The organism is Pantoea sp. Fr+CA_20 (genome assembly GCF_024520835.1).
Classification (GTDB): Bacteria; Pseudomonadota; Gammaproteobacteria; order Enterobacterales; family Enterobacteriaceae; genus Pantoea; species Pantoea allii.
This window is the reverse complement of the sequence record NZ_JALNPN010000001.1, coordinates 427,269-447,428: the sequence shown is the minus strand read 5'-3', so window position 1 is coordinate 447,428 and position 20,160 is coordinate 427,269. Positions and strand designations below refer to the sequence as shown.

Genomic DNA, 20,160 nt, shown 5'->3' with positions numbered 1-20,160 from the left:
TGTTGCTCCTTGCAGGCCGGGGCTACCGGCCGTTTTTCCATTAAGAAACACATCCAGGGGTAACGCTTAAAGTCCGGTAGCGGGACCGATTTGCGCCATCCAGGTGCCCTGCGCGAAGAGTTCACTGTCATTATGAAAACCCAGTTTCACCATGGCATTCCGCTTATGGGTACTGATGGTTCGGATATCGCGATGAAGCGCCTGCGCCACCCGGGAAACGCTCAGGCCGGAAAACAGGTAAGCGAGAACATCCAGCTCTCTGGCCGTCAGCGCGGTATTTTTCGGGGTGGTCTTTGCCAGCAACTGCTGCACTTTGGGGCTTAGCCACTGCCGCTCGCCAGCGAGACATCGGGTGACACCCTGCGCCAGCGCGAGTGCCGGTTCGTGTTTTAACAAAATGCCGTGCGCTTTCGAGGAGACAAGCATCTCAAGTATCCGGTAGTCGCTGAAATCCGTGCAGATAATGATCTTCAGGGCCGGGCAGGTTTCATGCAGTTGCCCCAAGAGGCGCAGCCCATCCAGCATGCGCTCTTTTTCGCCGCAGATATCCATAATCAGTAGCGCTGGCGGCGCGCTGGCCACGCGCGATGAGATGCCCGCCAGGCTTTGCACATAGCTGATGGCATCGGTTATTCCGCATGACCCGACCAGAATCTGCTTTATGCCCAGCGCGGTCGCCGGGCAGGCATCCATAATCAGTACCCCTGATCCGGCAGGCGACATGCCTGATGGAGCAGGGTCTGGCGTTAAATGAGTGACGACGTTCATCTTACCTCCTTGTTTTCTTCGTAACGCGCCCTGACGGCAGCCTCCTCTCGACCAGAAGATGGACGTGCTGTGTGGGTTTTCCTCTCTCTGTTCGTGCCCTTTCAACTACTGATAAGTAAAGGTGACCTGCATGGTTCCAACAATGGTTCCTGGCGTGGCATTGCCCTGCGCACTGTAGGCGCGCGCCTGCATCTCGAAGGTGGTGCCACGACCGGCGTTATCCACGCGCTGTACCCTTTGCGTGGCGTTGCCGAGCGGCACACCGTCACGGCTTTGCACCTCGATTTGTACCTGTGAGGCGGTGCCTGTATTCGCGTACATCGTGCTTTCGACCTCATCCGCCACGCCGTTCAGCGTCATCGTCGCCTCCCGCGTCGATGCCGGGCATTCGCTCAGGACAATCGAAAAGGGTCGCCAGTCGGTTGACGCGCCCGCCTCAGCCAGGGATGTCGCTAAAATGTTCTGGCCTAAATCCACATTCAATCCGCTGGCTGGCAGGTCAATGTGACAAGGCGAGGCTTTGATGTTGCCAGTAATATTAAGTTGAGTATTCGCCCTCACCGGCGAGGCCAGCATGACGGCCGTCAGCCACAGTATCAACGCCGGCATTTTTGCTTTGTTGCTCAAACTGAACGCTGCTTCCTTAACCATTTTCGTTTCCCTTACGCGTTGCATCACGGAATTACTCTATTTCGGCGCGAATCGTGGCTGTCGCCGAAAAATCCCCGGTCTCCGGTGCCTGACCTGTGCTGTTAACAGGAAATAAGTTAATCCCCGAGGTGCCGACCTGCGAGGCGTAATCCATCCTCAGCGGCAAGCGTCCACTCAGCGGCACGATGGTTGTGCCAGCGGTATCCTGAATCCTGACGCCTACGTCGCGGTTGGTGGTGGACAGCAGCGTCGGATCGTTTGCATCTGGCGTTCCCTGGAAAGAGAGGCTGACCTTCACGCCCTCGGAAATATTGGTGCAGGCGACGTTGAAATTGACGTTCTTCGGCGTAAAGTTTTTCGCCATTTCCCCTTTGGTGGCGATATCCCCTGACATGATGTCGCCGAAAGGAACGGTGATCACGCCCCCGCCATTGATCTCGCAGGATTGCGGCACGGTTACCGTGCCGCTCATCCAGACGGTTGAAACCGGTACGCCAGACTGCGTTGTCGGATCTGAAGCGAGATAAACATCAACCACCTTCGTCAGAGGAATGGTTTGTTCGCCGACAAAGGGCCGCTGAAAGTACAGCGAGATCGAACCGCGTGAGCCGGTGGCGTAAGGATACCTGCCGCAGTTGGTGGCGCTGTTCAGGTTGCTGACGCTGGTGAACGGTGTTGCCCTGTTTGCACCATAACCGCCGGCGATGTAAACCTCGCTGGCCACCGCCAGATATTCGTTGATGCTGTAATAATTGAGATTACCGTCGCTGTAGACCAGCCCGGTATCCGGCACTTTTGCCGTGACGTAGGCCCCGGTATAGCTGCCGGTACATGAGCAGGTCACGTTGTAGTTCCCGCTGAGATTCCACTGATAGGCATTGTTAATCACCCTGCCCGTGGTGTTCTGTGACGGGTCCGCCAGCAGGTAAGACATATTGAAGTTGTACGATTTTGTCCCGTCTGTCGGGGCGCAATCACTTGCCTGCGCCTGGGCACTTAACATGCCGCCCGCCAGCGCCAGGCAAAGCCAGGCTGCGCGTTTGCCCCCGAAAGAACGGCGCAACAAATTGCGGTGTGAGGTCGTGTCCAGAATAAAGGTCTGCATGCGTTCGTTCATATCCCTGTTCCGCCTTACCGGCAGGCTCCATTAATAAGTTGAATCCCCGAGGTGGCCGACTGTTCATTCAGGCGATAACTCACCCGGCAGGTCTGTGCCGCCGCAGTCCCCCATTTCACCGTCAGCGTTCCGCTATCCGGCATGCCCGACAGATAAACCTGCCCACCGTCGCCGACAATGCTGCCAGTGCTCTTTTTGTCATCATCAATGCCCGCGGTTGCGCCAAACGGCACCGGCTCGCCGTTAGCGCGGGTGAGCGTCATCAGCACGCGTTGGCCCACGTTTGGCTTGAAGTCTGCACGCACCACGGCCCCCCGCGTGGGGATGACCGACGCACTGGTCAGCGTCATATCCACGTTGTCCGGCAAGGTCGCGGTATCAAGCGAAATCTGGTTACGGCGATAGGCGGTGGCGTAAGGTACGACGGCATAACCGCGCCAGTCGGTTCTTACCCCGGTATTGCTGGCGATGCTCACATCGTTCGCGCCCGGGGCTTTCACCAACACCAGCGTTTCGCTCAGGGGCTGTGAAAGCGTGACCCCATTTTCATGGACCACAATGCCGCCCTGCAGGCCATAATCCATGCGGTGCTGGCTGTGGTCATAGCCGTAACCGGCGTTCATTTCGCCGTAAGTGCCTTTATAGTCGGCACTGGCATAGCCGTTCGCACCTTGCCCCTGAGTGGTGTAACCCTGACTGAGGCTGTAATTCAGGTTGTCGTCACGTAACGCCGTTCCGCTGAGGCCCACGTTATGCGAGGTATTGCCATTTTTGCTGCTGTTCAGGTTATAGGTGGCATAACTGCCCGGCAGCCATTTGCTCAATGGCACACTGAGGTTCAGGGCGATAATCTGGTCGGTGTAATAGGTGCGGTTGCCATTGCCGTCCATGCCGTTACGGTTATAGCTGTAGTTCACACCGTATGAGATCCCTTTCCAGGTGTTGTTGTAGCCGATGCTGGCCGACTCACTGGAGCGGTTGTTATTCCAGTAGGCTTCTTTCACCAGGCTCAGCGAGAGTGCGCCCCCCTGCTGCCATAAGTTCTGGCTGAGCGTGAGTTCGGCACGGCTCTTCTTGTGATCGCGGTTATCGTCATTGCCTCTGCCGTAGCTTTCGAGCGCTTCCTGCAGGGTATAAAATCCCGCCGTCGAATAACGGTAACTGGCAAGGCTGAAGTTGGTTCCGGTTTCAACGAAGCTCTTACCGTAGCGCAGGCGATAGGACTGCCCGTTTTCTTTCACGCCATTCTCCTGGCGGCTCCACGCCTGGGTCACGTCAGCAGAGAGTGCCCCGATGCGCCCCATATTTTGTCCCAGACCGAGGGCCAGCGACTGGTATTTACTCGCGGCCTGCAGCCCGCCGTAGACGGTCGCGCCATGCGACAAACCATAGATGGCGGTGCCCTGCGTAAAGGGCGTTTTTTCGACCTCATCGTTGTACGACCGGTACTGACCGCTGGTGAAGCTGTATTTCAGGTGCCCTTCACGCTGAAGGACCGGTACGGAAGCAAAAGGAACGATCAGGGTGCGTTCGGTGCCGTCCGCTTCTTTGATGGTCACATTCAGATCGCCACTGCCCGCCGTTGGATAAAGGTCAGAAATGGCAAACGGCCCGGCAGGGACATAGCTCTGATAGATCACATAGCCGTTCTGGCGGATGGTGACCTGGGCATTACTCTGCGCGATGCCGCGTACGACAGGTGAATAGCCCTTCTTGCTGTCTGGCAACATATCGTCGTCAGACGCGAGTTGAATGCCACGGAAAGGCACGGTATCAAACACTTCCGTTGGCGAGTTACTGTCGCCCAGCGTCAGCTGACTCCGCAGTATCTGGATATCGCGCTGCAGGTAAGTATTGATGGAGTTCCAGCTGTCTTGACCTTTGCTGTCCCGGTTCCACGTTGAATAGTTGCGCAGACGCCAGGCACCAAGGTTTGCGCCGGAACGCAGGTTCAGATAATAGGTATTCGTGTTTCGGGCATCATTTTCCCGCGCTTCGGTGTTGGCACCGCTGAAGCTGTAATTGAGCAGCAATGCCGGAATGCCCGGGTCCCACAGCTCTGGGGAGACATAACCGCGCGCTTGCGAATTCAACGCCGCCTGCGGAATGCTCAGTTCCAGCCGCTGCTGATCAAAACGGAATATTGCGGAGGATTGCGCTATTGCCTCGGTAAAATTGGCGCAGGCATCCGTGGCCTGAATATCCGGGAACATGCCAATTCTTACGCCCATCTCCCGCAACTGCTCGCCACTCAGACAGGGCTGAAGGCGTTGCTTACCGGACGCATCCGTTGCAAGGGTAAAGGTGACATCCTGTGTATCGACCTCGGAACCATTAAGATAAATATCCACACGATAGGTGCCGGGTGGCTGCAATTCGCCGTCTTCGAAAATGGATAAATCCGCTTTTCCCTGTACAGGGTTATCGATTTCTAATAAGGCCGGGTTGAAGTATTCCGCTGCACTGACCACACCCGTTCCGCCGATGAACAACGCAACCTGACAGGCCACGAGCTGTGCAAGACAGGACAGTTTGAAACCGGCTGACGCAGGAATATTTGTTATTTTTTTCATTGTGTTTGTTCCAACTCATCACGCAGTTTGGCGCCTGCGTGCATCACTTCCTTATAGGCGACAGGCGTAATGCGCCCCCCGACGACGAGATCAGAGACTGCCCGTCAGAACCTTGCTGGTACCGCCATAGTCATTGATAAACTGCCAGGTCAGCGATCCGCCGGCGACGCTGGCGGGCAAATCGAACATGGCATCGGACTCAGGGGCGACCAGGGTGGCATTTTTGACGTCAGTGCCGTTGATCCTGACGTTGAAAAAGGTGATGTAATGCGGAGAGGGATTCGTCACCTGAAGCTGGTTACCCACTCGTTTCCAGGTCAGCGTTTTGGCCGCCTCTTCCAGCGTGCTTTTCAGACCAGCCGGACGGAAAATCAGTTTGATACGCGTTTTCACCGCAATTTGCAGGGTGTTTTGCCGCTTCTCTACAGAAGGAATGGATTTGATATTGAGCCAGAACAGCGACTCTTTGTTCTCTGGCAGATCGCCACCTGCCCGTACCACGCGCAAAATGTTTTGCTGATTCCCGTCCAGACGGAATAAAGGCGGCGTCACGATAAACGGGGCTTTATTCGCCTGTGCGCCCGGCGCGGTATCCCCGCTGTCCACCCATGACTGGATCAAGTACACGTTTTTGTCGGGATTACTGATATTGATGGATGACTCTTTGTTTGCATCGTCATAGATCAGACGCGTGCCGCCGACGACGACGCCAGCCTGCGCGATCGTGCAAAAAGTCGTTAATACCACTGCCAACGCTGTTTTGCGCCAATTCTTCATGGTGTCCCTACCTGCCCTGAAACATTCAAAAAGATCAGAGGCAACAGCGGCCTCTGATCTGCTACTACGAACGCGAAATTACTGATAAACGACGGTGAACTGGGTTACCGCGTTTGCATCACCCACGGTGACGGAATCTGCCACGGAGATGTAGCGCGCACTGAAGTCCAGGTTGTTAGGACCGGTGCTGACCAGAGGGTAAACCGAAGAGTCTTCATACAGCGGGACGACCCGGTTCTGGCTGTCAGAAATCTGCACACCCACACCTGTTGCTGTGCTGTCGCCAGCGGTCAGGGCCAGAATGCTGTTGTCGCCAGAAACCTGGGTACCGTCAAAACGCACGGTTGCACCCGTGACGGTGTCAGGGCAGTTAGTCAGGACCAGAGTGAATTTCTTCGGCGCAGCCAGAGAACCAGCACCCGCGAAAGCGGTACGTGCGATGTTGCCCAGGAACACGTCCTGGTTCTGAGACGCGGTGTCAATCGTACAGGCTGCATCGGTAATGGTTCCGGTGAAGTTCACGGCGCCATCAGAAGCGAAAGCAGAAGAAGAAATAGCGGAAGTCGCCATCAGAGCAATAGCAATAAGCGTTTTTTTCACGAGAATTATCCTGTAAACAATTAAAATCGATATGCCTATAACGCGGCGATCGAATTCGTTATGACAAAACCATCTGTCATTCCTTTATTTAGTTCATGAGACTCCGTCTCAAATTAATAAATCGCCGAACGGTTTTACCCGAAAGACAAACGATTCATTTTGAACTAAAGTGACTCCTTTGGTTTTTTACACCTCAAAACAGGAATAAATCAGGATAAAAAACTTAAAAACAACGATTTAAGAAGATATAGATATACTATTTTTTAAGCTAACGTAATGCGGAATATAAAGGGGTGACACAGAGATAAGAAAAAACCGAGGGGTGCAGGAAGGTAATTAAACAGAAAATCTTCACATAACACTTTGAAATTTAAATAGTTAAAATAAAATGTTACTCGATAATACAAACAGTATTGACAGGAATATAACAGCTCACTAAAGTAAGCTCCAATTTAGTTCAAAATGACTCCATTGTAATAACTCGTTACAGCTTATTTACCACACTTCTTTGAATCGCTGCGCGTTACTTGCCGTATAGATAACGGTGTTCTGTATATTACGATGGCCTAAATAATCCTGAATCAAACGCGTATCTATTCCCCGGTCGGCCAGCGCAAAACCACAGCCATGTCTTAACATATGAGGATGAGCATTAATTGTCAGATTTGCCGCCTGACTATAATTTCGGATTAACCAGTAAATGCGTTGCCGGGATAATTTTGTGCCTCGGTTAGAAAGAAATAACCAGTCTGTTTCCGCACCACGATAATGATTTCTTTTATTCATCCACAGCGATAATGATTTACGTTCACGTCGGTAAAGCGGATGAACGGTAGAAAAGCCGTTTTTTAATCGATGAATATAAATATTATTCCCCTCTATATCGATATCGGACAGTCGCCAACTGCTGATTTCACTGACTCTACAGCCGTGGATGAAACACATCCAGATCAGGCAGTAATCCCGCTCTGGGTGCTTGCCGTGCAGGGTCGCTTCAAGCAGCTTCTCGACTTCAGACGGCGTCAGGTATTTACGATTTTTCATAGTGTCTCTTCATATTCATGTGGTCTCAGATAAACATTCAGTCCGGTGGCACTCACCCAGAAATGCTTTTCTGACAGGGTCAATACGCGCGCTTTAATACAGCGCGTGCGAAGGATGTTTTGTGCAATAATAGCGATCAGTTTTCCCGGCTGTTTATAAAACCTCCTTTACGTAACACGTGAATAACTTACGGATGTATTTTTAATATACGTCTTAACAGACAATACATCAAACAGAAGGCAATGAAAAAAAACGGCGGGATTAATCCCCGTGAAACTGTGAGGATATAACCGAGGGATTTAATTACATTAACATTTTAAATTTCGCACAGCATTTAATCTATGGATTAATGGTTTTATTTAACATCAACGCCGTTACCGCACGACCTAAAACGGCTGACTAACGGCTTATGCCCACCCTTTCTGTGCTTTTCTGGCCGGGATGGCTTATTTGGGCGCACGTTTTTACAAGGATTTATCTCAGATCCCGCGCCGGATTCGATAAGAGCCGTGCAACGTTTTTTAGACAAGGCTGACTGACCCGGCGAAAGGCACCTTTTGCCCGCCGCATTGAGTGCCGTTGAGTGCAATCAGCCGCAGAAGGGACAGGTTAAGGATAGCCAGCAGGAAAGAGGCAGAACGCGCCTGACAGATGGTCGTCAGTAAAAAAAACAGGACGGGTCACGTCCTGTTTAAGCAGAGCAGAGAGCAGGCCGGGGATCAGGCAGAAAGACCGCCATCCAGAATGAGGGTTTGACCGGTCATATAGGTGCTGTCGTCACTGACCAGCCAGGCGACGGCGCCCGCCACCTCATCCACTTTGCCAAAGCGTTTCAGCGGAATAGTTTTTCGCAGTTCCGCCCGTTTGGCATTGGGGATGGTGGCCATAATCTGGGTGTCAATATAACCGGGCAACAGACTGTTGACCCGCACGCCAAAGCGACCCAGTTCCACCGCTAAGGTGCGCGCCAGCCCAATCATCGCGGCTTTGCTTGCCGCATAGGCGCTTTGCCCGCTGTTGCCTTTCACGCCGGTCACCGACGACATCAGCACCACCGAGCCTGTCCCCTGCATCATCATGGGTTCGAGCAGATGATGATTCCAGTAGAAAAGAGTATTCAGGTTGGTGTCCATCACCTTACGCCAGTTCGCCGGGGTTTGATGAATGTGCAGGGCATCAAGGGTAATACCGGCATTGTGGACCAACGCATAGGGCGCACCGTAACGCGCCAGCAGATCGGTCGCCAGCCGGGTTACCGCCTGCTCATCCCCGCCGTCACATTGATAACCTTCCACCCTGCCGGGCAACGCCTTGCAGGCAAGCTCCACCTCGCGCGCTGCGCTTTCATCCTTGCACCAGGTGAACACCACATTCCACTGTTTTGCCAGCCGCAATACCGTCGCACGGCCAATCCCACGGCTTCCACCGGTGACTAAAATCCATTGATTACGCATGGCTTACTGGCTTTTTTCGCTGAGGTACTCGCACAACTCGCTCAGCGTCATGTTGACGTTACTGGCGAACATCTCGGCCTCAATCGTGACGCCAAACTCTCGCTTCGCCAGCACCATCAGTTCCACATAATCCAGACTGTCGAGTTTCAGCAGATACAGCGGCATGTCCGGCCGGAGACTGGTCATCTCCAGATCTTTTGCATCGCACAGCATCTCGCATACCTTGGTGTAAACTTCATCAAATTGAGCCATTTTTTATTCCTTTAGTTCAATGATTTACTTATGTTCAGGTCGAATTTTTGGTTAGTGTTCAGAGGTGTTGTTATTCAGCCAGCGGCCCGGTTTTCAACGTCACCGTGACGGTCATCAGCGGCTCATTGATGCGCCATGCCTGAATGCCCGTCACTAACACCAGACCGGCCGCTTTTTCGCCCATGACCAGCGTCGGCTGGATGGCATAATGCAAGGGTTCACATTGCAGCGCGTTTCCCGCCGTCTGGAGCAGCCACGGCGAAAAATGGGTCTGATGATGGGTCTGCACCACCTGTACCCGGCTGAATATGTCCCCCAGGCAGGTCGCGTGATGATCGGGCAGAAGACGGTGTACGGTGTCGAGCGTTTCCGGGGCGTTCACCAGTTGACGAAACAGCACGGCATCGAAAAAGCTCCATAACGGGATAGGGAGATTTTCCACCGCCTGAAACTGGCGATACAGCGCCGCCAGCGCTGCCCCACGCAGGGTCTTCGCCTGGCTGACCGGCGATAACGCCAGCGGTTTCGCCTCGGTCAGCTTGCTGCTGATGCTGCTCTGCAGGGTATAGCTGTTAACCAGGTTGCCGCTGATCTGTACCCGGTCACCGGTGTGCGTTTCGTTTAACGCCAGCTGATAGGGAACGCTGCACAGCACGGGATCGCGCAGCCGGCTGGTGAACAGCAGACCGTCCGACCACAATGTGTGTTTTTCCAGCGCCTGGCTGAGCCCGGCCTTCACATCCAGCAGCGCGCGCATACCGTGGACGCATAATCCGTCCAGGCCGAGACGTCTCGCCTCGGCGGCATCAAAATGAATCGGATTGCGGTCTCCGGAAAACGCGGCCCAGCGCTCCGCGTCACGCAGCGTATAACGCACCGACATGCTTTATTCCCCCCGACCGATAACCAGCGCCGCGTTCGCGCCGCCAAAGCCGAAACTCAGGTTGAGCGTTGTGTTCAACGCCGCCGGACGGTGCTTATTGGGCACATAGTCCAGATCGCACTGCGGATCGGGCGCATCGAGATGGCAGGTGGCGGGGATAATCTGATGCTGCAAGGCCTGCAGGCAGATAATGGATTCAAAGCTGCCTGCGGCCGCGATCAGATGACCGCTATAGGATTTGGTACTGGAACAGGGCGTGGCATAAGCCGCCGCTTCACCCAGCGCCATTTTGAGCGCCTCGGTTTCGTTGAGATCGTTAAGCGGCGTGGAGGTGCCGTGCGCATTAATGTAATCCAGTGCACTGGCGTCAATGCCAGCCTGGTTCAGCGCGCCGCGAATGGTCTGTACGCGGGCAATTTTGTCGTCAGCCGGTGCGGTAAAATCGAAGGCGTCCGAGTAATTGCCGTAGCCGAGAATTTCACCCAGTATTGTCGCACCGCGCGCTATGGCGGATTCCCGCGCTTCCAGGCACAGCACCGCCGCCCCTTCGCTCAGGACAAAGCCGTTGCGATGCTGGCTAAACGGACAGCAGGCACGGGTTAACGCCGTTTGCTCACTGGCCAGCGCGCCCAGCACATCAATATTCCATACCGCCGAATCCGAGCGCAGCGACTCGCCTGCGCCTGCCAGCATCATGTTGGCGCGTCCCTGGCGGATCAGCTCAAAGGCATCGCCCACGGCGATGGTGCCGGTTGCACAGGCGGCTACCGGCGTGTTCTGGTATCCCCGAAGCGCCCACAACAGACTGACGGCCGCCGTGGCGGCGTTGGGCATGGAGAAGAAACAGCCAAACGGCGATCCTACGCCGGTGCGCAGGAAGTCCTCATAATGCAGCTGGGTTTCGTCCTGCCCCGCCCAGCCGGTGCCCATGATGACGCCGCAATCGCGCAGATCGTAGTGCTGCCCGGGCTTTTCATCACCAAAGGCCATCTGCATGGCTTCCCGCGCGGCGGCCAGGGTAAGCCGCGCGAAACGCGGCAGGCGGCGGCGGATCGCGGCAGGAACGCCGTTGAGTGAAGGTTCTTCATCGATCAGCCCGTAAAAACGGGATTTGATCCCTGCGGCAGACTTGTCGCAATAGCGATAGCCGGGTTTGTAGTCCATGATGGCCGCCCAACTTTCAGCGGCATTCATCCCCAATGGCGTGACCGCACCATAACCGGTGACCACCACCCGACGTGGCGCGTTCGCCGCCTGTAAACTGTCCATTTGCATGATTCATCCTTAGTGATTCACTGTGTCGTCTTCCCCGCCGCCCAGCGCCAGCCAGAGCTTCATCGTGGAATAGAGGTAGTTGTATTGCGTGTTCAGCAGCGCGTTTTCGCTGTCCAGCAGCGTATTCTGCGCATCCAGCAGCGTTTGATAGGCCACGGCACCGTGGCGATACTGGCTTTCCACCAGCGTCAGCCTTTGCTGGCTCAGTGCGAGGTTATCCCGCTGCCGCTGTTTTTCCTGCTGCCAGGTCAGGCGCTGTGACATCGCGTTGTCGATGTCCTGTAACGCGCTGTAGGCAGTTTTCTGGAACTGAATGGCCGCGCTTTGCACCTCCAGATCGGACTGTGCAATCGTCAGTCGCACCTTATTCCACTGGATAAAGGGCAGATCGAGCGCCGATCCGAGCGTTCTGGCGGGATTGCTGAACCACTGCCGGAACACCGACGCCCCGGCATTCAGGGAGGCATTGAGCGTCAGCGTGGGATAAAAATTCAGCCGTGCCACGTCCGAACCGGCCAGCGCCGCGCGCAGGTTCAGCTCGGCGGCCCGCACATCCGGCCGTTTGGCTATCGTCTCCAGCGGCAGGCGCTGCGCCACCGGCACAGACTGTTCGCTGTCCAGCGAACGGCGCTCTGCCGGATATTGCCCCGGCGGACGGCTCAGTAAAATCGCAAGGGCGTTACGGCTTTCCTCGCGCTGCTGACTGAGATCGTGCAGGCTGTTTTCCCGGTTCAGCACCGTTTGTTGCGCCTGCAGATAATCAAGCTGGCCGAGATCCCCGGCTTTCCAGCGCGATGTCACCCTCCGCAGCGTATCCCGGGCAATGTCCAGACTGCGCTGCAGGTTCCCGATTTGCTGATTCAGACTGGCTATCTGCCAGTAGAGCTGGGACACCGTGCCGATCAACGTCAGGGCAGTGGCACGCAAATCCTGTTCTGAGGCTTTGGCCTGCCAGTCCGACTGCTCACGCGTGCGCGCCAGTTTTCCCCACAGATCCAGTTCATACGCCGCCGTCAGCGTGTTGCTGTAATTTTCCACGGACGCCGTATCACGCCGTAAATTCTTACTGTTACTGGCGCTGGCGTTGACCGAAAAATCAGGCGTCAGCGTGAGATCGGACAGGCCCGCCGCCAGCCGTGCCTGCTTAAGCTTGATGCCCGCCAGGGCTAAATCGTGATTACTTTGCAGCGCGGCGACGATAAGCCGCGACAGCTGCGGATCGCCAAAGTTGTCCCACCAGTGCGGGGTGAATGTCGCCACGCCTTCGCCGGTATCCTGTACGCGCCAGGCGTCAGGCACCGAGAGCAAAGGCCGCTGATAGTCGCTTTTCAGTGCCTGGCCGCAGCCGGTCAGCATCAGCGCCATCAGCGCCGTGGAGAATTGCGTCAGCCTGTTCATTCGCGTGCCAGCGCCTCGGTCGGGTGCAGCCGGGCGGCGTTGCGCGCCGGGAAAAAGCCAAACCCCAGCCCGATCAGCGCGGAAAACCCGCAGGCCAGAAGGATGGGCGGCCAGGTGAAAATCATGCGGAACTCCTGGGTAACCTGAGAAAAAATCAGCCCCGCGATGCCCGATCCGACAATGCCTGTCAGGCCGCCAAGCGTACAAATCACCATCGCTTCAATCAGGAACTGGCGCATGATGTCCACCGGACGCGCCCCGACAGAGAGACGAATACCGATCTCATGGGTGCGCTCCGTCACGGATACCAGCATGATGTTCATCACGCCCACGCCGCCCACCAGCAGCGAGATCCCGGCGATCGCCGTGATCAGCAGCGTCATGGATTCTGAGGTTTTGCGGATCGTCTTCGTCAGTTGATCGTTGGTCAGGGTGAAGAAATCGCGTTTGCCATGGGCCGAGTCCAGCCGTTGCTCAATCTGCTGCTGCGCCGTTTCAATCGGATAACCGTCAGCAATGCGCAGGGTAATGGACTGCAGCGGCGTATCACCCGACATGCGTTCAAGCAGCGAGGTATAAGGTATCCAGGCACCCGGCTGCTCACCGACAGACTTCGGCCCGTGTTTGTCCGCCACGCCAATGACCCGGAACGGCACCCCGCCAAGCTGGATAATCTCGCCCAGCGGTTCCTGCCCGTCGGCAAACAGCGTGCTGCGCACGTTGGGATCGATGATGATCACCGGCTCACGATCGTCGAGGTCGCGTGGCGTAAAACGGTTGCCGGCAACAAAATGCAGGCCCTGCACGCGGAAGAAACCGTTACTCACGCCCAGCAGCGATACCAGCACCTGTTTCCCCCCACGGATCGCCCGCACGGTTTTGCTCACTACCGGCGACAGGCTGTCGGTAAACGGCTGTTTGCCCAGCAGCGCCACGTCTTCCAGCGTCAGCGACCGCTCAAAATCCGGGCGCGGCTGATCCCAGCCCAGACCGGGCTGGATTTCGATGGTACTGGTGCCCAACTGGCTTATCTGGCTCAGAATGTTTTGCCGCGCGCCCTCGCCCACCGCCATCGAGGACACCACAGAGGCGATGCCGATAATGATGCCGAGCATGGAAAGAAACGCGCGGATGCGATGTCCCAGCAGCGAGCGCCATGCCATGCGCAGCGCTTCTTTGATGCTTTGCCAGACGGTGGTGCGTCCGGTCGCGGCAACCGTGGGTAATCCCTGCGGCTGACCCTGTTGGCTCGCCGGGTTGGCATGGTCGGCGACGATCTGGCCGTCGTGGATTTCCACAATGCGCTGACACTGCGCGGCGATGCTGCGGTCGTGCGTCACGATAATGAGCGTATGACCGGCCTGGTGCAGACCATGCAGAATGCCCATCAGCGCCTGACCGCTGGCGCTGTCGAGTGCGCCGGTGGGTTCATCCGCCAGAATCACCGGCGCGCCGTTCATCAGGGCGCGCGCGATACTGACGCGCTGCTGCTGACCACCGGAAAGCTGTGCTGGCCGGTAGTGCATGCGCTGCCCCAGCCCCAGGCGCTCCAGCAGGTATTCGGCACGCGACTGACGCGCCGAAACAGGCATGTCGGTATACAGCGCCGGGATCGTGACGTTCTCCATGGCGGTCAGATAAGGCATCAGGTGATAGCGCTGAAAAATAAACCCCAGATACTGACTGCGCAGTTGTGCCAGCTCGTCACTCGTGGCGACCTGAGTGGACACATTCATAATGCGCATCTCGCCTTCCGAGGGTTTATCCAGGCACCCCAGAATATTCATCAACGTGGACTTACCGGAGCCGGATGCGCCGACAATCGCCAGCATTTCGCCAGCGTGCACACGCAGGGAAATGTCCTTCAGCACCGTCACCGCCGCGTTGCCCGTCCCAAAACGACGGGAGATATGAGAGAGTTCAATCACCGGCGCGCTAGCCATTGGCGGCCCCTGCGGTGTTTTGCGTGACCACACGTTCGCCTTCACGCAGGCCCTCTTTCACTTCAATAAACTGCCGGTCGTTGATCCCCACGCGCACCAGCCGCTGTTCGGTTGTCTCCCCTTTCACGACCTGCACAGCGTAGCGGCCATCACCCTGCGGCTGACCCAGCGCCATCACCGGCAGGCGTAACGCGTTTTTGACCTGTTCGGTGACGATAAAGACCTGTGCCGTCATGGAGGTGCGCAGCCGGTGGTCGGGATTCGGCACGCTAAACACGCCGTTGTAATACACGGCGGAAGACTGCTGAGGCTGACCGCGCAGGCTGCTATCCTGTAAGGCCTCGTCAGGCGCGTCCTGCAACGCGCCCATCACGCTGTGATAACGATGATGCGGGTCCGCGACCACGTAGAACGACAGCGGCTGGCCGGGATGGACTTTCAGGATGTCGGTTTCTGAAATACGGGTTTGCACCGTCATGGTGTCCACGTTCGCCAGCACCAGGATCGTCGGCGCGGTTTGCGAGGAGACCACGGTCTGGCCCTCTTTGGTGACGATCCCCAGCACCTGACCGTCCATCGGTGCCAGAATGCGCGTATAGCCCAGGTTGGCTTTCGCCGTTTCCAGCGCCATCTGCGCCTGCACGATCTGCGCTTCATTCACTTTGACCTGTGCCTTCTGGGTATCCACTCTGGCCTGCGCCTGCTCCAGATTGCTTTTAGTGCCTGATCCTTCACGATCCATCTGCCGCTGGCGTTTCAGCTCCTGCTGGTACTGGTTTAAGGTAAATAACGACGCCTGTTTCTGCGCCATCGCACTGTCCAGCTCGGCCTCGGATTTACGCAGTTCGCTCTGTTGCAGTGTTGGATCTATTTCCGCCAGCAACTGCCCTTTGGTGACCCGATCGCCAGCGCGCACATAGAGCTTTTTTAACTGGCCGTTGACCTGTGCGCCCACGTTCACCTGCACAGAGGGTTTAAGAATGCCGGTGGCCAGCACGGTTTTTTCAATATCACCGCGATCGATCACCTGCGAGACCTGCGGCACAACGCGGTCAGACAACATGCTGTGCAGCACCCAGGCGCCGCCCGCCAGCAGAATAAGCAGCAGCGCGACCAGCAGATAAACGGGTTTAGAGAACGTTGCGCTCAGCAGGGGACGTTTTTTTATCACGGCACTCACGCCGGTTCCCCCTGAGGCAGCCTGCCCGTCTCCGCCGCGTCCTGAACCTCTTGCATCTGTTCATTTCTCAGCACGCAGATGCGGTCAAACAGCGGCAGTGCCGTTTCACTGTGCGTCACGGCGATCAGCGTTTTGCCGTATTCACGGCAGTGGTCGATCAGGGTTTGCATCACCTGCAGCGCGGTCTGTTCGTCAAGGTTGGCGGTGGGTTCGTCCAGCACCATCACCGGACAGTCGCTGTACATGGCACGCGCCAGCATCAGCCGCTGACGTTGCCCCAGCGACAGGGCGGGATGGCTTTCGCGGATCAGCGCGTTTTGTTTTCCCGGCAGGCTGTCAATCACCCCGGTCAGCTTCAGCCCCCGCAGGGACGCATCAATGCGCAGCTGTTTTTGCGCATCGTGATGACGATCGAACAGCGTAATATTTTGCAGGACGCTGGTGTTAAACAGGATGTCCCCCTGGCTTTGCAGGAAGAACAGCTTCTGCGCCTGACGGGCGCTTACCGGCTCGCCATCCACCAGGATTTCGCCGGACTGGGGCGCGATAAGCCCGGTGATCACTTTCAGCAGCGTACTTTTACCGGCCCCGGACTCGCCGACAATCGCCAGGGTTTCCCCCCGGCATAACGCCAGAGACACATTGCTGAGCACCGGCTTGCCCGGCTCGTAGGCAAACTGCAGCGCACGGTAATTGAGCCGCTGGGTAAAATGGACGGGCGCTACGAGCGCCCCGGCGTCCTCGTCTTTTTCTGCCTGCGGAAACAGATCGGCAGCGCGCGTATCAATGACGTGCAGCTGGTTCTTCTGCAACACCGAGAAGAAAATCTGGGTGATATAGGCGGTAAAAATCTGGCGCACAAAGCTGTAGGCGAAGAACTCCCCCAGCGAGATGTGGTTGTCTTTCAGCAGCGGTAAGGCCAGCAGCATGAAAAACACCATCTCCAGGCTGCCAATCAGCTGATACAGGCTGCTCTTGACCTGTTCGTACACCTTCTGCTTCTGCCTGACGTCAAACAGGGACGCGGCAAAGCCAGCAAACGCCGTCTGGCGCTGGGCGCTTAAGCCCGCCGATTTCAGCGTGGCGAAACCCTGGATAGATTCCAGCAGAAAGTCACTTTGCTCCGCGCTTTTCACCTGCACCTGCTGGGTGTAATAGCGATCGCGAAAAATCGCCCAGACGCTGACCAGGCCCATTAAGGTCACGCCCACGGCGGAGATTGTGGCAAGCAGCGGGCTGATGTAACACATCACCGCCAGCGCAATCACGCCCACGATCCAGTCTGTGCGCAGACTGTTATCCAGCTCGATTTTCTGGGCCGCCGCCATCTGCCAGTTGGCGAAGCGACTGTAGATCTCACCCGGACTGCGTTTTTCAAAGTACGCGAGCGTATTGCTCAGCAGGCTGGCGAACCCCCTGACGCTTTGCATCACCACAAACCGTTTGATAAAGCGCTCGGTGACGCTGCGCACGACAAAGGCCAGCAGGGTTGATACCACAAACGCCAGCAGGTAGTAGAAGTACGGGAAATCGCGTTCACCGCCGGAGGAGAAGACATTGTTGATGGCCGAACTGACCATCACCGGCATGATGAACAGGGTGAGCGACACCAGAAACGCCAGCAGCATCAGGCGGTAAATACCCGGAATCCCCGCTGTCTGTTTCAGGCTCATGCAGTCCAGCGCGCGAAAGCGCCGCGTGCGCTTGTGGGCTGCCACGGCGGGCTTTTCGCCGATGGCGTCTTTATCCAGCACCAGCGCATAGCCGCTGATTTCGGAGCGCAGCGCGGCGATGGGTAACAGTTGCTCGCCAATCGCCGGGTTCATCACGCACACATAGCTGCCCTGGCGGTAGGCCAGCAGGACATAATGGCTGGCGCCGTAGTGCAAAATGGCCGGTAACGGCAGCTCTGCCAGCTCATCCAGGTCGAAAGCCACCGGATACGCCGGAATCCCCAGGTCGGACAGGATGGCGCACAGGGTTGACAGTGCGGTGCCGTGGGCCGACGCCGGATACTGTTCGCGCAGCACGTCCAGCGGCACATCCATTCCCTGGGTTTCCGCCAGCATAGCAATACAGGCCAACGCACATTCATTGGTTTCCGCCTGATAAACGATTTTTGGAATACTATTTTCCATAATTTAACCCCTAAAACGCCCTGTTCTTTTCTCTTGTGATGGCTGTTTAGTCATTAATAAAAAACAGTGAGTGGGAATGCCACAGCATCCAGTCAGTCGAATAATCCCGAATGCTTTGCTCGATAATGCGCGGCATATCATCCTTGAGTTTTCTGGCTGCAACGGGAGGGTGAATTACTATCTTTAATCCGTTATCAAAATAAAGATGATAAAACACCACCTGCGCGGACATCATTCTGGCCAACCGGATAATTCCGCTGTGTAAACTGGCCGGACGATCAAATAAGCGACAAGGTAATTTCTCGGCTTTGTCTTTACTGGCAAACTGGGTGAAGTCCGGCGTAATGTCGGGGAATAAAATAATATTGCGTTTATTCTCCGCCGCCGCCATCACCGAGGTCATTAAGTTTCCGGCAATATTTTTATTATCTTCATGAATCGAACAATAGGTGAGATCTAACCCACCCAGCAGCCGCTCGGCTTCGGAATGCGCATCCGCACTGCGGGAGGTGATCACCGTGGCTTTCCCCGGATAGGCCGCCGCGCCAACCATCGTGGTCAGGATGTCCGAGACCATATGCAGCGGGGCCAGAAGCACCGGTTGGCCTGCGCGCTGGAGCGGCTCCACCACGTCGTTAAGCTGTGCCGAACAGGCCGCCAGCTCGCGCAACAACCGGCGATTCTGCCCGTAGGTCACCGCCTCAATCAGCAACTTTCGCCGCTGGGTCAGCCAGATATAATCAAATTTTTTATTATCCTGCAGCAGACACTGACGGTTAGCTTCCGCCACCGCTGCGCGCCATTTCACATCACGCGGGATTAATTTTAAAAAACGCCTGACGTGGGCAAACGCAAAAATAATACGGTAGTGGAAACACCGAAATAATAAACAATGCGCCCTGTAGCCAGCCAGCTGGAACTTATACGCCAGCCACTGACTTCTGGCGGTGAGGTTCCGCCAGAACAGCGCGCACCACAGGGCATAAAATTTCATTATTACTCCGGTGCCTTACCTGTTTCTAAAATAGAGAGCAGTTTGTCAGAGAAGGCCGGGAAATCACGATCCTGAATCGCCATCCATTTTTTCGCGACAATAAAGGTCGGCGTGGCGTTGATATCGTAATACTGCGAAACGCGCGTCATATAATCCAGACGCGCTTTCACGTCGGCGGACTGACTGACTTTGTGATATTCCGCGACGTTAATCTTATTTTTTTCCAGCCACGCGTCACGCTGAGTCGCATCGCTTAAATCAATCTTGTCTTTCATCACCGCATCATAGGCGCTCTGGCGATGGGCTTCTTCAATCCCCATGACTTCCAGCGTGGCGAACACCGGGGCATAGCGCGCCAGCCCGGCCTGACTGTCCAGGCTGAGATGTAAACGCACCAGCTTTTTACCTGGCGGCATCCGTTTTTCCAGCTCGTCTACGTTCTTTTCGTTGATCTCACAATAATGGCAGCCGTAAGAGAAGATCTCGATAATGTCGTCGCCGTCGGCAATCGGGCTTTTATCCAGTTTGTCGGTAGAAAGCGAGGTCAGCACCTGCTGCTCTGCACTGCTGGTTTGATTTAACACGAAGATATGGAACCAGGCGGTGGTAATCACTGCTGAAATAACCGCAACAAAGACGGTATAGGCCAGCACGTAAGAAATTCTTTTTTTCATGGCGGGCTTCGATCCTGAATACAACAATAAGGCACATTCAGTATTTATCAGGAAGGCGTTGTATATAATACACAACGCCTTTAAGAATAAATATTACTGAAATTTACTCTTATTTAGTGATAAAGAGCGATATCTTAGCCTGCGTTTCCGCAGTTGATGATAGCGGCTGGGGTGAAAGTTTTTGTCACCACACCATTTTTATCGGTACAGGTTTTTACTGCGTTACATACCGTGGCGTCGCCCACCAGGTTCAGCTCAAAGCTGTTTACACACGTTGTTGTTCCACCGACAACTGCGCTTGCTTCAGACATATTGATTTTTTTCATCTGTGATTTCCTTATTTTATTATTACGATTAAGTAATATGAGCATGATATCAGATGGCATATTTCATGCTATGCCATGCCAGGGTGATCGAGGGAATTGCCTCCCTGGCATAC

The 20,160-nt window shown here is 55.7% G+C and carries 18 protein-coding genes; all 18 read right to left on the bottom strand.

From position 1 onward, the window contains the following. Positions 1–66: 66 nt before the first annotated feature. Positions 67–768 carry a response regulator transcription factor gene (locus NR177_RS02035; protein ID WP_244915420.1) on the bottom strand — a complete coding sequence of 234 codons (702 nt, stop codon included), beginning with the start codon at positions 766–768 and terminating at the stop codon, positions 67–69. A gap of 105 nt (positions 769–873) precedes the next feature. Beyond that, a complete protein-coding gene (locus tag NR177_RS02030) occupies positions 874–1,419 on the bottom strand; it encodes a fimbrial protein (protein WP_256852191.1) in 546 nt (181 codons plus the stop codon). 31 nt (positions 1,420–1,450) lie between these two features. Next, positions 1,451–2,536: a fimbrial protein gene (locus NR177_RS02025; protein ID WP_256852190.1), complete on the bottom strand. Its 1,086-nt coding sequence runs from the start codon at positions 2,534–2,536 to the stop codon at positions 1,451–1,453. A 14-nt stretch (positions 2,537–2,550) separates the two neighbouring features. Continuing rightward, the gene (locus NR177_RS02020; protein ID WP_172897479.1) at positions 2,551–5,109 is read right to left on the bottom strand and encodes a fimbria/pilus outer membrane usher protein; all 2,559 of its coding nucleotides are present in this window, start codon (positions 5,107–5,109) and stop codon (positions 2,551–2,553) included. A gap of 90 nt (positions 5,110–5,199) precedes the next feature. Then, positions 5,200–5,886: a molecular chaperone gene (locus NR177_RS02015; RefSeq protein ID WP_256852189.1), complete on the bottom strand. Its 687-nt coding sequence runs from the start codon at positions 5,884–5,886 to the stop codon at positions 5,200–5,202. A gap of 78 nt (positions 5,887–5,964) precedes the next feature. Beyond that, positions 5,965–6,486, bottom strand: a complete 522-nt coding sequence (locus tag NR177_RS02010; RefSeq protein WP_063878248.1) for a fimbrial protein — start codon at positions 6,484–6,486, stop codon at positions 5,965–5,967. A 495-nt stretch (positions 6,487–6,981) separates the two neighbouring features. Beyond that, a complete protein-coding gene (locus tag NR177_RS02005; protein WP_063878247.1) occupies positions 6,982–7,530 on the bottom strand; it encodes a tyrosine-type DNA invertase in 549 nt (182 codons plus the stop codon). A 719-nt stretch (positions 7,531–8,249) separates the two neighbouring features. Then, positions 8,250–8,984 carry an SDR family NAD(P)-dependent oxidoreductase gene (locus NR177_RS02000; RefSeq protein ID WP_063878246.1) on the bottom strand — a complete coding sequence of 245 codons (735 nt, stop codon included), beginning with the start codon at positions 8,982–8,984 and terminating at the stop codon, positions 8,250–8,252. Positions 8,985–8,987: 3 nt separating this feature from the next. Continuing rightward, complete coding sequence (locus NR177_RS01995; protein WP_063878245.1) at positions 8,988–9,236, bottom strand: acyl carrier protein; 249 nt, start codon at positions 9,234–9,236, stop codon at positions 8,988–8,990. 70 nt (positions 9,237–9,306) lie between these two features. Beyond that, positions 9,307–10,119 (bottom strand): MaoC/PaaZ C-terminal domain-containing protein, encoded by an 813-nt coding sequence (locus NR177_RS01990; protein ID WP_063878244.1) that lies wholly within the window; start codon positions 10,117–10,119, stop codon positions 9,307–9,309. Positions 10,120–10,122: 3 nt separating this feature from the next. Further along, the gene (locus NR177_RS01985; protein ID WP_063881093.1) at positions 10,123–11,388 is read right to left on the bottom strand and encodes a beta-ketoacyl synthase; all 1,266 of its coding nucleotides are present in this window, start codon (positions 11,386–11,388) and stop codon (positions 10,123–10,125) included. 15 nt (positions 11,389–11,403) lie between these two features. Beyond that, on the bottom strand, positions 11,404–12,792 hold the full coding sequence (locus NR177_RS01980; protein ID WP_096011504.1) for an efflux transporter outer membrane subunit: 1,389 nt from the start codon (positions 12,790–12,792) through the stop codon (positions 11,404–11,406). Beyond that, positions 12,789–14,735 (bottom strand): ABC transporter permease, encoded by a 1,947-nt coding sequence (locus NR177_RS01975; RefSeq protein ID WP_256852188.1) that lies wholly within the window; start codon positions 14,733–14,735, stop codon positions 12,789–12,791. Before NR177_RS01975 ends, NR177_RS01980 begins: the two co-directional genes overlap by 4 nt. Then, positions 14,728–15,798: an efflux RND transporter periplasmic adaptor subunit gene (locus tag NR177_RS01970; RefSeq protein ID WP_256852228.1), complete on the bottom strand. Its 1,071-nt coding sequence runs from the start codon at positions 15,796–15,798 to the stop codon at positions 14,728–14,730. Before NR177_RS01970 ends, NR177_RS01975 begins: the two co-directional genes overlap by 8 nt. A gap of 113 nt (positions 15,799–15,911) precedes the next feature. Next, positions 15,912–18,053: a peptidase domain-containing ABC transporter gene (locus NR177_RS01965; RefSeq protein ID WP_256852187.1), complete on the bottom strand. Its 2,142-nt coding sequence runs from the start codon at positions 18,051–18,053 to the stop codon at positions 15,912–15,914. Between the two features lie 46 nt (positions 18,054–18,099). Beyond that, complete coding sequence (locus NR177_RS01960; RefSeq protein ID WP_256852186.1) at positions 18,100–19,047, bottom strand: ABC transporter; 948 nt, start codon at positions 19,045–19,047, stop codon at positions 18,100–18,102. 2 nt (positions 19,048–19,049) lie between these two features. After that, positions 19,050–19,721: a DsbA family protein gene (locus NR177_RS01955; protein WP_241567428.1), complete on the bottom strand. Its 672-nt coding sequence runs from the start codon at positions 19,719–19,721 to the stop codon at positions 19,050–19,052. Positions 19,722–19,855: 134 nt separating this feature from the next. After that, positions 19,856–20,047 (bottom strand): DUF4762 family protein, encoded by a 192-nt coding sequence (locus tag NR177_RS01950; protein WP_063878238.1) that lies wholly within the window; start codon positions 20,045–20,047, stop codon positions 19,856–19,858. Positions 20,048–20,160: the final 113 nt, after the last annotated feature.